Origin of the sequence: Bradyrhizobium sp. HKCCYLS3070, assembly GCF_051167575.1 — a bacterium.
Lineage (GTDB): Bacteria > Pseudomonadota > Alphaproteobacteria > Rhizobiales > Xanthobacteraceae > Bradyrhizobium.
This window is the reverse complement of the sequence record NZ_JBNPTI010000004.1, coordinates 103,988-117,031: the sequence shown is the minus strand read 5'-3', so window position 1 is coordinate 117,031 and position 13,044 is coordinate 103,988. Positions and strand designations below refer to the sequence as shown.

Below are 13,044 nucleotides of genomic sequence, written 5' to 3'. Positions count from 1 at the left end.
TCAGGCCACCGCACCGCGCGCGCGCAGGTCGCGGATGGCCTCGTCGTCGAAGCCGGCGCTGCGCAGGATCTCGTCGCTGTGCTGGCCTATGCCGGGCGGCTTGCGCGGGGTGACCTTGCGCTGGCCGTCGATGAAGATCGGGCTGTTGACCGTCAGCATGGTGTCGTTCTCGAACGGCACCAGCACCTCGTTCTCGATCATCTGCCTGTCGTTTGGAATGTCGTCGAGAATCCCGACCACCCCGAACACGAGCCCGCTGCCGTCGAGGATCCGGCGCCATTCGGCCAGCGGCCTGGTCGCGAACACCGCGTCGAACTCGTGGATCAGTTCGACCGAGCGGGCGTGGCGATCGGCCTTGGTGACGAAGCGCGGATCGTCGATCAGCTCCTCTCGGCCAAGGCAGCGGGCGAGGATCGGCCACTGCTTCTCCTCATTGAGGAGCGAGAGCATGATCCAGCGGCCGTCCTGGCATTTGTAGTGATTGGCGACTGCGTTCAGCGCGCGTTCGCGCGGCCGCCGCTCGACGAAGGTCGCGCCGCAAAGCTTGGCCTGAGCAAGCACGGAGGCCGCCCAGACCCCGTTGGCCATCAGGTTGGAGGCGACATGGCAGCCCTTGCCGGTCTTCTCGCGCTGGTAAAGCGCCGTGACGATCGCGCCATAGAACGCCATTGCGCAGGGGTGGTCGCCCATGCCGGCGACGGAGCGGGCGGGTGTCGTGCTCTCGTCGGCACGGACCAGGTCCATCAGTCCGGAGCGCGCCCAATAGGCATTGCTATCGAAGCCGGGTTTGTCGGCTTCCTCGCCTTTCTCGCCATACCCGGTAAACGACGCATAGATCAGCCGCGGATTGAGCGGCGCCAGCTTTTCGTGGGTGAGGCCGAGCTTGGCGCGGACCGACGGCGGGAAATTGGTGATGAAGACATCGGCTTCACTTACCAGCCGCTGCAGCACGGTTTGCGCTTCCGGCTTCGACAGGTCGAGCGCGAGGCTGCGCTTGTTGCGGGCTTCGAGATACCACGCGTAGTTATGCTCGCTGCGCGGATAGCCGGGCAGGCTCGGCAGGTTGCGGTAGGGATCGCCGGCGCCGGGCGGCTCGATCTTGATGACGTCAGCGCCGAAATCGGAAAGAACGGTGGCGGCTGCGGGGGCCGCGATGAAGCTCGCGCAGTCCAGCACCTTCAGGCCATGGAAAATGCCCTTGTCGTCCATGTTGCGTCGCTCCCGTCGCTTGTTTCCGCGCGCTGGAATTACGTTGCCGGCGCGGTTCGAGGCGCATTTGACCCGGGTCGGGCGGGTGAGGCAATGGCGGGGAGGGAGCTGAAACTACAAACAAACGCAAAGATGTGATCAGGAGCGGGCACCGCTCCTGTCTATTTCGACGTGTCGACAACCATGCTGGCTTGGTGAGGGAAACGATCGCGCCGAATAGCCGCGAGGCGGAATGGCGCGCCAATTGATCCGCTACACTTTCAGGTTCTCGGCCGAACTCCTGCCGCGGTTGGCAATCTCGTCGTACTCGATGGTCTGGCCCTCGTTGAGGGTCGCCAGCCCGGCCTTCTGCACTGCGGAGATGTGAACGAAAATGTCCTTGCCCCCGGCCGCGGGCTGGATGAAGCCATAGCCCTTGGTCGGGTTGAACCACTTGACCGTACCTTTAGCCATACGTCGCCTCCGCGGGACCAATCCGAGTACGAGCCGCGGTCCCCGCAAACCGTCAGGCCCGGAATTCGAGACTACTGCGGTTGTGACAGGCGTGATAGCGCAAACCGCGGGCGGTTTTGGCCCGAAATGATCGATATCGTGGCGGCTTTGCGGCTTTTGACCGCAATGCCACCGTTCCGCCAGTCACCGCGGACCCGCTGCAACCGTTCTCGGTATGACAGCGCAGGCTGCAAACAGGTTCAACGCAACTTGTCATGCAGCCGTCCCCTCGTCCGAGAGCATTGCGAGTTCAGCGGCGTCCATGGCCGTCCTGACGCGCATCGGCTCGGCGCGGCCGCGAATCTCGACCTCGCGCTGCGGCAGCACGTCGGAGCCGAGTCGCGCCCGCGCGTAGACCTCGTCCGAGATGATGACCTGGCAGCCGAGGGTCTTCGTCATGTCCTGCAGTCGTGATGCGACGTTGACGGCGTCGCCCAGCGCGGTGAACACCATGTGGTCGCGATAGCCGATCTCGCCCACGATCACCTCGCCGCCGTGAATGCCGATGCCGAAGCGGATCGGGTCATGCAGATCATGGCTGAGGAACGCGTTCAGCTCGGCGATGTTGGCCGCGATGTCACGCGCCGCCTGGATCGCCTGGCCGCAGGCGACATGTGAATCGGTGGCTAGTCCGAACAGCGCGAGCATACCGTCACCGACGAACTGATTGGGCTGCCCGCCATTCGCCAGCACGGCCTGGGAGACGGCGCTGAGGAAGCGGTTGACGATGAACACCACGTCGAACGGCAGCCGTTTCTCAGCGAGGCCGGTCGAACCGCGCATGTCGACGAACAGGCTGACGAGGTAGCGCTCCTGCCCGATTCCGGCGCGCGAGCTGCCGCGCTCGCCGGGTGTCGGATTCGGCATGAACAGCTGGAAGAATGAAAGATCGCCGGTGGGGCGCAACTGGCAGGCCAGCCTGACCGACGGGTCCGCCGCGCCGATCTGCGCGAGCACGAAGGCCTCGCGAGGCGAGGGCGGCGGCAGCGCGCCGGGATCTCCGATCACCCTGATGCGGCAGGTCGAGCAGCGCGCGCGGCCGCCACACATGCTGGCATGCGGTACGTTGTTGCGCAGACTGGCCTCAAGCACGGACAAACCCTTTGGCACCCGGATGGAGCGGCCATTGTTGTAGGACAGCGTGACCATGCCGCCACGTCGCTCATGGACTGCTCGCACGCCGCGCGCGGCGAGCGCCAAGCCGATCAGGCCGCCATAGCCGATCAGGAAGCCGTTCATGATGGTCTCCAGCACCGCCTGTTCAGATGGCGTACCGGTCTGCCTCAACGAAAGATTTTCGGCGCGCCACTGCGGTGTTGCGTTGGCGGCGATGACGTCTCGGCCTCCACGGTAGAAGCCGAGCAGCGCCAGCGCCGGGAGCAGCACGGCGCAGGCGAGCAGCCACGGCGCCGCGCGCTTGTAGAACGGCTTGAGCCGCAGCCAGAAGTGCAGCCCGATGCAGCCATGCGTCCATGACGTCAGCAGGGCTGCCGACATCAACCAGATCCGCCAGGACGGGCCGGTCCAATACGAGTACAGAACCTGCGGGTACAGCTTCTCCTGTCCGTACAGGGTCTGTCCGATGCGGACGCCGGCGATGTGGCTGAAGATCAGCGCCGGAATGCTCAGGCCGAGCAGAAGTTGCAGCGGCTCCATCGTGTTGCGGCTGAATTGCCGGCGCTGATAAAGCGCCCACACGCCGAGCCCGCCATGGGTAAGAGCGGCCGCATAGAACAGCACGGCGATCGGAAGAAACTGCCAGAACGCCACATGATAGGACACGCCCTCGGCGAGCGCCTGCAGCGAGATGTTGCCGAGCGCATGGTTGAAAAAATGACTGAGCAGGTAGCTGAAGAGTATGAAGCCGCAGATCAGCCGCACCTGCCGCACACCGATGCCGCGACAGGTCGACCGCAAACGATGGTAAATCGAAATGGTCATGTGGTCCGTATGATCTGGAGCCGCAATGCTAGAGATTTATTCCCTGTTGTCCTAGAGGGCTGGTGGCGGTGGTCATCCGGCGGCGCGAGCTGCGCGCGAACGTTGACTCGCCCGCCGGAGTCGGGGAAAAGCACCGCGTGACGGCCATTTCCCCAGGCATCGACAGCCCAAATTCTCGATCCACGCGCGCTGCGTGGCTGATGGCTGCGGCCGTGATCGCAAGCATGACGATCATCCGCATCGTCTATGCCGGGACGCTCGATCTGCGCACCGACGAGGCCTATTACTGGACCTGGTCGAAGGAGCTGCAGCTCTGCTTCCTCGATCATCCGCCCATGATCGCCTGGTTCATCCGGCTGGGCACTGCCCTGTTCGGCGATACCAATCTCGGCGTTCGCTTTGCCGGCATCCTCGCGATGGGGGTGACGCAGCTCCTGCTCGCCGACATCGTTCGCCGTACCACTCACGATATGCGGGCCGTGATCCTCGCGGTGCTGCTGCCCGAGGCCGCGCTCTACTATGGCCTGCTGATGGCCAAGGTGGCGCCGGACGTCGCGGCGATCCCGTTTGCACTCGCGGTGATCTGGGCGCTGGTGCGCCTCGCCGAGAGCGGCGATGAACGCTGGTGGCTCGCCGCCGGACTGTTCGGCGGACTGGCGTTGTTGTCCAAATTCACGGTGGTCATGCTGCTGCCGGGCGTGGCGGCGTTCCTGCTCGTTCCGGCCTGGCGCAGCCGCTGGCTTCTCAGTCCCTATCCATGGTGCGGAGCATTGATTGCGCTGGCGGTGTTCTCGCCGGTGCTGATCTGGAACGTACAGCACGACTGGGCCTCGTTCCGCTTCCAGTTCGTTCGCGCCACCGCGCCGCATGAGTTTTCGTTGCGGACGCTTGGCGATTATCTCGGATTGCAGTTCGGACAGGTCGGCTTCGTCCTGCTGCCGGTCACATTGTCGGCGCTGAGTTTCACGGCCTGGCGCGGCTACCGCACGCGTGAGCCGGTCGCCATCCTGCTGTCGACGGCGGTGCTGGTGCCGTTTCTCTACTTCCTCTGGAAATCGTTTACCTTGCGGATCGGCGACACCTGGCCGATGTTCATGTGGCCGATCGGGTTTGCGGCGGTCGCGATCAACATCGTCAAGCTGCCGCAGGACGGCGCGTCCGCCTGGTTCGTCCGATCGACCGTGCGCTGGGCGCGGATCGCCGTCGTCAGCGGCATTGCCATGGTGGTCCTGATCTTTCTCTACTATGTCGTCGCGCCGTGGAATTTTCTCGGGCGGGCCGATCCGATCGGCGCCGAGGCGGGCTATCAGCAGGTGGCGTCGCGGGTCGAGCAGGAGCTGCAAAAGACCGGCGCGACCTGGATCGCGACCTCCGACTATCGCACCTATGCGATGATGCGGTGGTTCTTTCGCGGCCGCGTGCCGGTGCTCCAGATCAACGAGCGGGCCCGCTTCATCGGCTTCCGTGATCCTGGCATGGACCTGATCGCAGGACATGCCGGCCTCTATGTCGTGCGCGAGCCGGACAATACCGGCCCGCTGCTGGCGGACACGACCGCGCACCGCGAGCCGCTCGGACACGTCGAGCGGAGCTGGCGCGGCCGCGTCATGGACAGTTACGCGTTCGGCAGGCTGACGGGCTGGACTCCCGAACTGGCGCCGCCACCGGACTCGCCATTGTACCAATGGCGCTGGCTCGCCGGCGTCCTCGATTCCACGCCGCGGGCCTGAGCCTCATTACTGGTCGTCCTGCTTGCGCAGCAGATCCTTGGCGAGATCCGCCAGCGCCGGCCGCGGCAGCGCGGCGAACGGCATCGGCCGCGTCACGTCGATGGCCGCGAGGCCGAGCCGCGCCGTGAGCAGTCCGTTGAGCACGCCTTCGCCGAGCCGCTGCGACAGTTTTGCCGCGATGCCATGGCCCAGCACCTGCTGGATCAGGCTGTCGCTCGCGGCCATGCCGCCGGTGATGGCGAGATGCGCGACGACGTGGCGCAACAGGCTGATCATGCCAAGCGCGCCGGGACGTCCGCCATAGAGCCGCGCGAGCTGCCGGATCATCCGCAAGCTTGCCACGAAGACGAACAGCACGTCGATCAGCGCGCGCGGGCTCACGGCCGTGACCACGGAAACCCGTTGCGCCGCAACCGACACCAGACGCCGCGCCTCGCTGTCGAGCGGCGCCATCAGCTCGCGCTCGGCAAGCTTGATCATGTCGCCGCCGTCGATGATGTCGTCGGCGTGGCCGGCGAGCGCGGCACGCGGACGCGCCAGGCGGGGATTGGCATGTGCGATCCGCAACAGCTCGGCGACCACTTCGCGGCTCTCGGCGCGATCGTCGGACAGCAGCACCGCGGCCGCGCGCTGGTGCAGCTTCTCGATGGTGGCGAGACGCACCAGCCCGTAAGTCTCTCGGGCAATGACGGCCGCCAATGCGATCGCGGCTGCGGCCGCGAACCCCGCGCCGACATAGCCGAGGGCCTCGCTGCGTGCGAACAGATCCTCGATCAGTCTGACGACGCCGAGGCCGAGGCCGAGCAGGACGAGGCCTGCGACCGAGCCCCAAAAAAGTGCGCCCCAGCCGAAGCTGCGCCGCGCCGGCAGGACGGTCTCGACCGGCACCGGCAATTGCGCCGGATCAGCCTCTGGCGTGACCTGGATGGTGCCGCGGCCCGGCCGGGCGGCCTCTTCGGCATCGACCACGACGACGTCGGGATCATCGAGCCGGAAGGTCTGGGGACGACGATGCTTGGCGCGTTCGCTCATTGCAGCCGGTCTCCGATCAGGAACTGAAGGGCGCGGTCCATGCGGATATGGGGCAAAGCGGGCTCGCCGCCAGGATCGGGGGCCAGCAAAGGCGGACGGAAGCGAAGAAAGCGGAAGTCGGTGCCGTCGGCGGCGGCGCTCGACAGGCCGCGATAGGCGCCGCCCTTGAACAGCTCCTCCGCATCGGCCGGCAGCTCGCCCGGAAAGGTTGCCACCTCGGTGTCGCCGTCGAAGATCTCGCCATTGGCGCTTTCGCCGGCCGCCGGCGTGCCGAGCAGCGACGGCAGCTTGTCGCGGCCGCGGGCGACCAGCGCCTCGCGCGTCGCCCTGACGGCGGCCAGCGCCACCACGTCGATTGCGGCGCCCGTGCTCTCGGCTCGGGCCACCGCGCGGTTGACCGCGCGCCGCAGCACAGCTTCGAGCCGGTCGTGGCTGGTGTGATGCAGATGGTCGGCCTTGGTCGCCGCGAACAGGATGCGGTCGATGCGCGGCCGAAACAGCGCCGTCAGCATGTTTCCGCGTCCGACGCGGAAGCAATCGAGAATGCCGGTCAGCGCGGCCTCGAGATCGTGCAGCGCCTCGGGGCCCGCATTGAACGCCGCCAGCGCGTCGACCAGCACGATCTGGCGATCGAGCCGGGCGAAATGGTCGCGAAAGAACGGCCTGACAACGATGTCCTTGTAGGACTCGTAGCGGCGCGCCATCATCGCCCATAGCGAGCCGGCCGGCGCCTGGCCGTCGGCCGGGACATCGAGCGGCGCGAAGGTCAGCGCCGGCGAGCCCGCGAGATTCCCCGGCATCAGGAAGCGGCCGGGCGGCAGCAGGCTCATGGCGAAGCGCTCGTCGCGGCAGGCACGCAAGTAGTCGGTGAACAGCCGTGCGGCCTCAAGTGTCGCCGACTCGTCCTCGCGGCCTTCGGGGGCGAGCGTCGCCAGATGCGCGTGCCAGTCCTTGGCGACATGCGCGCGCGGCTCGCTGCGCGACAGCGCGAGGCTTTCCCGCGCCCACTGCTCATAGCTCTTGTTCAGCAGCGGCAGGTCGAGCAGCCATTCGCCGGGATAGTCGACGATGTCGAGCGTGAGCGTCCGCTCGGCGCCATTGGCGCGCTGGAATTCGATCACCAGTCTGAGCTCGCTGATGTCGACGGTCGAGCTCGGCCAGCGTCGCTCGGTGACCAGCGCCCGCATATGGCTCTCATAGGCAAAGCGCGGCACGCCGTCGTCGGGTTGCGGCGTCAGATATGCGCGGGCGATGCGGCCCGATGCCAAGGCCTCGAACACCGGCATGCGCCCGCCGCGAACGAGGTCGTGGATCAGCGCCGTGATGAACACGGTCTTACCGGCCCGCGACAGCCCGGTGACGCCAAGGCGGACGGTCGGGTTGAGGAAGCTCTCGCCATAATCGAGCAGGGCACGGGCCGACAGCCGCGCTTCCTCGACGAGTTCGGAAAAGGTCACCATGGGAGGAGGGGAATTCGCCAGTTGAAAAGGGCGTGAGCGATTTTTGACAGGTGGCGATGCAAAACGCCGGATTCAAGCTCACAATTCCGGCCCGTTTCCGGATAGAACCAGACTTTGAACGGAACGTTGACCACTGGAAACCATAATCCTTCCGGCACAATTGTCCCGGAAAACCGGCACCAGGTTCTGACATGACCGTATTTCAACTGAAGCAGTTCGCCTCGACCTCCGTCCATGCCGCCACCGGCGCGATGCGTTGGAACTACGACAAGGTCGAGATGATCGCGGACGGCGTCGTCCACGTCGTCGGCATCGCCGCCGGCCTGGTCGCCGCAACCGTGCTCGTCGTGCTGACCTCGATCTATGCCAGCGCCGTCGACATCGTGGTGGTGTCGATCTACGTCGCGGGACTGCTCTCGATGCTGACGCTGTCGGCAACCTATAATCTGTGGCCGGTGTCGCCGACCAAATGGGTGCTGCGCCGCTTCGACCACTCCGCCATCTACGTGCTGATCGCAGCCACCTATACGCCGTTCATCGCCGCCCTGAAGGATACGGTGTTCTCGGCCGCGCTGCTGCTCGGGGTCTGGGGCGTCGCCATCTTCGGCATCGTGCTGAAGCTGCGCTGGCCGGGCCGCTTCGATGCGCTCTCGATCGGGCTGTATCTCGCGCTCGGCTGGAGCGGCGTCATGATGTACGACCGGGTGATCTCGGTGATGCCGCCCTCGGTCCTGGCCTGCGTGCTCACAGGCGGCATCCTCTACAGCCTCGGCGTCATCTTCCACTCGTGGCGGCGCTTGCGCTTCCAGAACGCGATCTGGCATGGTTTCGTGTTGCTGGGCGCCGGCTTTCATTATACCGCAGTGCTCGACCTGGTCTTGACCTAGAAAATTCCACGAGGAGGGCTTTGCATGCAGGTGACCGGCAAGATTGTTGTGGTCACCGGCGGAGCCCGCGGCATCGGCAAGGCGCTGTGCGAGGCCTTCGCGGCCGCCGGTGCGGCCAAGGTGATCGTAGCCGATCTCGACGAAGCCGGCGCCAAGGCCGTCGCTGATGGCATCGGCGCCGCCGCCTTCAGATGCGACGTCTCCCAGGAAGCCGACATCCGGCACGTGATCGAGGAAACCGAGCGGCAGTTCGGGCCCATTGCGCTGTTCTGCTCCAATGCCGGCATCGGCGGCGGCTTTGACCCGCTGTCGGTCAATGTCGGCGGCACCTCCGACGAGCCGTGGGCGCGCAGTTGGGCCATTCACGTGATGGCGCATGTCTACGCGGCGCGGCATCTGATCCCGCGCTACAAGGCGCGCGGCGGCGGCTATTTCCTCAACACGATCTCGGCGGCCGGCCTGCTGTCGCAGGTCGGCAGCGCGCCTTACTCCACCACCAAGCATGCCGCGGTGGGATTTGCGGAGAATCTCGCGATCTCGCACAAGGCCGACAACATCAAGGTCTCGATCCTGTGCCCGCAGGGCGTCGACACCGACATGCTGCGATCGATTCCGAAGGGCCCGCAATCCGGCGACGGCGATCTGACACCGGAGCAGGTCGCGCAGGACGTGCTGAAAGGCCTTGCCGAGGAGAGCTTCCTGATCCTGCCGCATCCGCAGGTCCTCGGCTACATGCGCAAGAAGACCGAGAATTACGACCGCTGGCTCGGCGGCATGGCGAAGATCCAGGCAAAGATGCGCGAGGAGTTCGGGAAGTAGGTCTGCGACCATCGTCGGTCGACGTGACGGCGCCCGGCCTCAACGCCCTCCGCGGTCGTCCCCGCGACCACGGAGACCCATAGTCCCAGGGTGCAGTTCGAGCCACGCGCGTCGACCATCTCGCCCGAGGTTTTCGACCGCGGCGTATGGATCCGGCGTTCGCCGGAATGACGCTAAGGAGAGATCGTGCGGACATCATGGGCAGCGGACTTGATCCGACGTCGATAGACATCATTGCGCCTTCTCGCGGCACATCATGCCCGAGCTGTACAGTTGACTTGTCCCTTCAAGATTCGAAGGGCGCAGGGAATGCCGGGTGAAGGCCTCACCCATGGCCCGCCTGCAGCAAAAAATGCAGGCGGCAGGTACCACAGGTGCAGCCGATCACCGGCATTCCCTGCGCGATGGTCTTCACGCTTATACGCAGTCTCCCTGGTGCGCCGGGCTGTTGGCCACCATTGTCCGCGCGGTGCATCAGCGCCATCGCGAACGTAACACCAGCATCGGGGTGTCAGGACGCTGCGACTTCACGTCCGCGGCCACGCCGTTCGTCCGCGTAGCAAGCTACGCTGCGGCATGGCCACGGCCATCGCATCCCGCCTCGCGTGTCGTGACGATCGCGCGCAACGCCCCTCCGTGGTGAGGCGGGATGCGCGGAAAGATCGTCCTGATTTGCCCGACGGCGCAAGGCCGCATGCTGCGGCATTTCAACACGACGGGCAGTTTCGTCATGGTGTGTATGCGCAATCTGCCCGTCGGGCGCCCTCATGGCTCCGACGGTTGCATGTCCTGCTCTGCCGCGCGCCAGGCTTCGAGCGCGCGGGCGTACAGCAACAGGCCCTCGCGCACCGTGCGCCGCTCGGTCTTCGACAGGGCCGACAGGGCGCCGCGGACCTGCTGGCGGCCGAAGGCGTGCAGCGTGGCCACCCTCTTCCGTCCCTTCGCGGTGAGGCAGAGCGGCTTGATGCGGGCGTCGCCGGAATCGATTGTCTCCTGCAACTCGCCGCTGTCGATCAGCTTGCGGACCATGCGGCTGACGCCGGATTTTTCCAGGTGCAGGACCGCGCCGAGCTGCATCGCGGTGAGACGCGTCGCCCTACGTCGTCGGCCACGTCCTGGCGGCCGACGGCGGCTTCCTCGCGGTCTGAATCTGAAAGGCGTCGGCTGTCGCCGATGGCGCAAGGCCCGCGATCGCCGAGCGGTCTCGGACGCGAGCGATCGTGGTCGAAACAGCTTCATGCTGAAGTCGGAATTTCGCCAGCTTCCGCGAAGCCGCGCAGCGATCGTCACCGTTTCAACTAATTAGTGCTTTCTACGAACGCGAAGATGCTTAGGCGCCGCTCCGCGGCGGCTCGTTGCGAACAGCTCTCAATCTCGCCTGAAATGTTCCCAGCTCGGCAAAACTTCCGCCGACGTTTGCCGGCTATCTCCAAGGCAAGGGGCTTCGCGTGCATGCGCTGCGTATTCATCGCGACGGCGCCCTGACCCGACCTCGTCGCGTGATATTGGCATACCCCGGCATTTGCTTTGCAGGCTCATTCACCACACAAGACCGGCGCGTTCGCGGTGCGGACCAAGCGGCTCATGGTGACGCGATCCCACCGCGGGGTCACGCTCGCGCTCGTCGAGGTGCTGCTGCTGACCGTGATGGTGGTGGACGGCGCGTCCGCGCAGCAGACCATCAAGGCCAAGCCGACGGACGTCGTCCCGGGACGCGCCGACCGGCTGTTCTTTCGTCACGTGACGGCGCGCAGCATCTACTACAACGTTCCGCGGATCACCAACGACAGCCGGACGCTGATGATGCGCCAGGACCCGCGTGGCGTGAGCGCATTGCTGCGTCCGGTGCGCGAGGCCGGTGCGCCGTCGCTGGCCGCGCCGGGCAGGCCCGGCGCGCCGGTCGGCAGCTTCGGATTCTCCGCGTTTCAGCCCGCCCGTGGCGCGCGCGTGGCCACGGCCGAGCCGGCGGGAGACGCTCAACGCGCCGCGCCGCAACCGGCTGCGCGGCAGATCGCGGCAAAGCCCGCGGCAGCCGCCGAGGCGCCGCCGGCCAAGCCAGACGAGACCGTGGCAACCGCCCAGCCCGCGGCCGTGCTGCGCAACCGTGACGTTCTTCCCGATCGCAACCTGAATACGGTGAAGCCGCAGCCGGTGACCGCCGACGCGAAGCCCTATGATCCGACGGGCGTGACGGTCGGGGCGTTCCTGGTGAAACCGGCCGTCGAGATCCAGGCCGGTTATGACACCAATCCCACGCGGCGCAACGGCGGGCAGGGCTCACCGGTCGCCATCGTGGCGACGGAGGTCGCGGTCCGCTCGCAATGGGAGCGGCATCAGCTCAACGCCGATTTCCGCGGCGCCTACACCGAGGACAGCAACGTCCGCTCGCTCAGTCATCCGACGTTCGAGGCGCGGGCGCAAGGACGCTACGACGTCACCGAGGGCACCGCGATCACCGGCGAGGCGCGTTTCGTCAACGATGCATTGGCGCTTCCGGGCGCGCTCAAGCTGCCGCGCGCCACGACGTTCGGCGGCAGCGCCGGCGTGCTGCAGAAGATCGGTCCCGCCGAGATCGCATTCAAGGGATCGGCCGACCGCGTCATGTTCAACGACGCGCTGATCTTGGCCAACGTGCCGTTGCGGACGCAGGACCGCAACTACACCCAGCCGGGCGCGCAGGTCCGCGTCACCTATGTGCTCACGCCGAACATCTCGCCGTTCGTCGACATGAGCTTCGATCGGCGCAACCACGATCTGCAGGTCGACTTCAACGGCCAGCGCCGCGATTCCAGCGGCATCACCGCGCGCGGCGGCGCCGTCGTCAACATGGGATCGCTGACCGGCGAGGCCTCGGTCGGCTATCTCTCGCGCCGCATGGACTCGCCGCTGATGCCGAACATCAACGGCGTGATCGCGGATGCGACGCTCGCTTGGGCCGCGACCGACGCCACGACGTTCGTGCTGGTGGCGCGCTCGCAGGCCTCGGAGACGCCGGCGATGAACGTCTCGGGCATCCTGTCGCGCGACGTGATCCTGCAGATGGACCATCAGTTCGAGCCGTGGCTGATCGGAACGCTGCGCGGCGGCTACGGCCAGGATCAGTTCGTCGGCATCGGCCGCGTCGACCAGCGCATGTTCGTCGCCGCCGGCGGCACCTACAAGATGAACCGCAACGTTCAGCTCAAGAGCGAGGTCCGGACCGAATGGACCCGCTCCAACATCGCTCTCAACAACTTCATGACGGTGGTCGGCGTCGTCGGCGTGCGATTCCAATATTGAGCAGCGGCCGGGTCCGGTGGCGCACCTTCGCCGCCCTGCATCTCCGCCGTCGTCCCGGGCAAGCCGCGCGACAGCGCGGGTGCGACGCCGACGGGGACCCAGACGCCGCGACGGATGTCTGACCGGATTGCGAACGACGCGGCTGGTCTGCATCGACCACAAGCGGCTGGTCGCGCTCAAAAGAAAAGCCCCGCA

The 13,044-nt window shown here is 66.3% G+C and carries 10 protein-coding genes; 4 read left to right on the top strand and 6 right to left on the bottom strand.

Annotation, left to right across the window (positions count from 1 at the left end; all coding sequences use genetic code 11):
- The 3 genes from ACQR03_RS15635 to ACQR03_RS15625 form a co-directional block, all read right to left on the bottom strand.
- Positions 1 to 1,209, bottom strand: coding sequence for a CaiB/BaiF CoA transferase family protein (locus tag ACQR03_RS15635; RefSeq protein ID WP_434841695.1), 1,209 nt, complete (start codon positions 1,207 to 1,209; stop codon positions 1 to 3).
- 252 nt (positions 1,210 to 1,461) lie between these two features.
- A complete protein-coding gene (locus ACQR03_RS15630) occupies positions 1,462 to 1,662 on the bottom strand; it encodes a cold-shock protein (protein WP_315713975.1) in 201 nt (66 codons plus the stop codon).
- Between the two features lie 252 nt (positions 1,663 to 1,914).
- Positions 1,915 to 3,642 (bottom strand): adenylate/guanylate cyclase domain-containing protein, encoded by a 1,728-nt coding sequence (locus tag ACQR03_RS15625; protein WP_316203697.1) that lies wholly within the window; start codon positions 3,640 to 3,642, stop codon positions 1,915 to 1,917.
- Between the two features lie 224 nt (positions 3,643 to 3,866).
- Between ACQR03_RS15625 and ACQR03_RS15620 the strand changes: the two genes are divergently transcribed.
- Positions 3,867 to 5,372, top strand: a complete 1,506-nt coding sequence (locus ACQR03_RS15620) for a glycosyltransferase family 39 protein (RefSeq protein ID WP_316203696.1) — start codon at positions 3,867 to 3,869, stop codon at positions 5,370 to 5,372.
- 6 nt (positions 5,373 to 5,378) lie between these two features.
- Here ACQR03_RS15620 and ACQR03_RS15615 read toward each other — a convergent pair whose 3' ends face one another.
- Positions 5,379 to 6,404 (bottom strand): YcjF family protein, encoded by a 1,026-nt coding sequence (locus ACQR03_RS15615; protein WP_315752651.1) that lies wholly within the window; start codon positions 6,402 to 6,404, stop codon positions 5,379 to 5,381.
- Positions 6,401 to 7,864, bottom strand: a complete 1,464-nt coding sequence (locus ACQR03_RS15610; RefSeq protein ID WP_315826058.1) for a YcjX family protein — start codon at positions 7,862 to 7,864, stop codon at positions 6,401 to 6,403. The genes ACQR03_RS15615 and ACQR03_RS15610 overlap by 4 nt, the downstream gene beginning before the upstream one ends.
- A gap of 191 nt (positions 7,865 to 8,055) precedes the next feature.
- On the opposite strand from ACQR03_RS15610, the gene trhA reads away from it, so the two are divergent.
- Positions 8,056 to 8,751, top strand: coding sequence for a PAQR family membrane homeostasis protein TrhA (gene trhA / locus ACQR03_RS15605; protein ID WP_315826059.1), 696 nt, complete (start codon positions 8,056 to 8,058; stop codon positions 8,749 to 8,751).
- Between the two features lie 24 nt (positions 8,752 to 8,775).
- Positions 8,776 to 9,570, top strand: coding sequence for an SDR family oxidoreductase (locus tag ACQR03_RS15600; protein WP_316193541.1), 795 nt, complete (start codon positions 8,776 to 8,778; stop codon positions 9,568 to 9,570).
- A gap of 765 nt (positions 9,571 to 10,335) precedes the next feature.
- On the opposite strand, the gene ACQR03_RS15595 is transcribed toward ACQR03_RS15600, so the two are convergent.
- Positions 10,336 to 10,647, bottom strand: a complete 312-nt coding sequence (locus tag ACQR03_RS15595; RefSeq protein WP_409977923.1) for a MarR family winged helix-turn-helix transcriptional regulator — start codon at positions 10,645 to 10,647, stop codon at positions 10,336 to 10,338.
- Between the two features lie 507 nt (positions 10,648 to 11,154).
- Between ACQR03_RS15595 and ACQR03_RS15590 the strand changes: the two genes are divergently transcribed.
- Positions 11,155 to 12,849: an outer membrane beta-barrel protein gene (locus ACQR03_RS15590; RefSeq protein WP_316193542.1), complete on the top strand. Its 1,695-nt coding sequence runs from the start codon at positions 11,155 to 11,157 to the stop codon at positions 12,847 to 12,849.
- The last annotated feature ends 195 nt before the right edge of the window (positions 12,850 to 13,044 follow it).

Excerpts from the sequence above, each read along its gene's own strand:
- ACQR03_RS15625 (WP_316203697.1), bottom strand. The coding sequence starts at position 3,642 with ATGACCATTTCGATTTACCATCGTTTGCGGTCGACCTGTCGCGGCATC.
- ACQR03_RS15630 (WP_315713975.1), bottom strand. The coding sequence starts at position 1,662 with ATGGCTAAAGGTACGGTCAAGTGGTTCAACCCGACCAAGGGCTATGGC.
- ACQR03_RS15615 (WP_315752651.1), bottom strand. The coding sequence starts at position 6,404 with ATGAGCGAACGCGCCAAGCATCGTCGTCCCCAGACCTTCCGGCTCGAT.
- ACQR03_RS15610 (WP_315826058.1), bottom strand. The coding sequence starts at position 7,864 with ATGGTGACCTTTTCCGAACTCGTCGAGGAAGCGCGGCTGTCGGCCCGT.
- trhA (WP_315826059.1), top strand. The coding sequence starts at position 8,056 with ATGACCGTATTTCAACTGAAGCAGTTCGCCTCGACCTCCGTCCATGCC.
- ACQR03_RS15595 (WP_409977923.1), bottom strand. The coding sequence starts at position 10,647 with ATGCAGCTCGGCGCGGTCCTGCACCTGGAAAAATCCGGCGTCAGCCGC.
- ACQR03_RS15635 (WP_434841695.1), bottom strand. The coding sequence starts at position 1,209 with ATGGACGACAAGGGCATTTTCCATGGCCTGAAGGTGCTGGACTGCGCG.
- ACQR03_RS15620 (WP_316203696.1), top strand. The coding sequence starts at position 3,867 with ATGACGATCATCCGCATCGTCTATGCCGGGACGCTCGATCTGCGCACC.
- ACQR03_RS15600 (WP_316193541.1), top strand. The coding sequence starts at position 8,776 with ATGCAGGTGACCGGCAAGATTGTTGTGGTCACCGGCGGAGCCCGCGGC.
- ACQR03_RS15590 (WP_316193542.1), top strand. The coding sequence starts at position 11,155 with ATGGTGACGCGATCCCACCGCGGGGTCACGCTCGCGCTCGTCGAGGTG.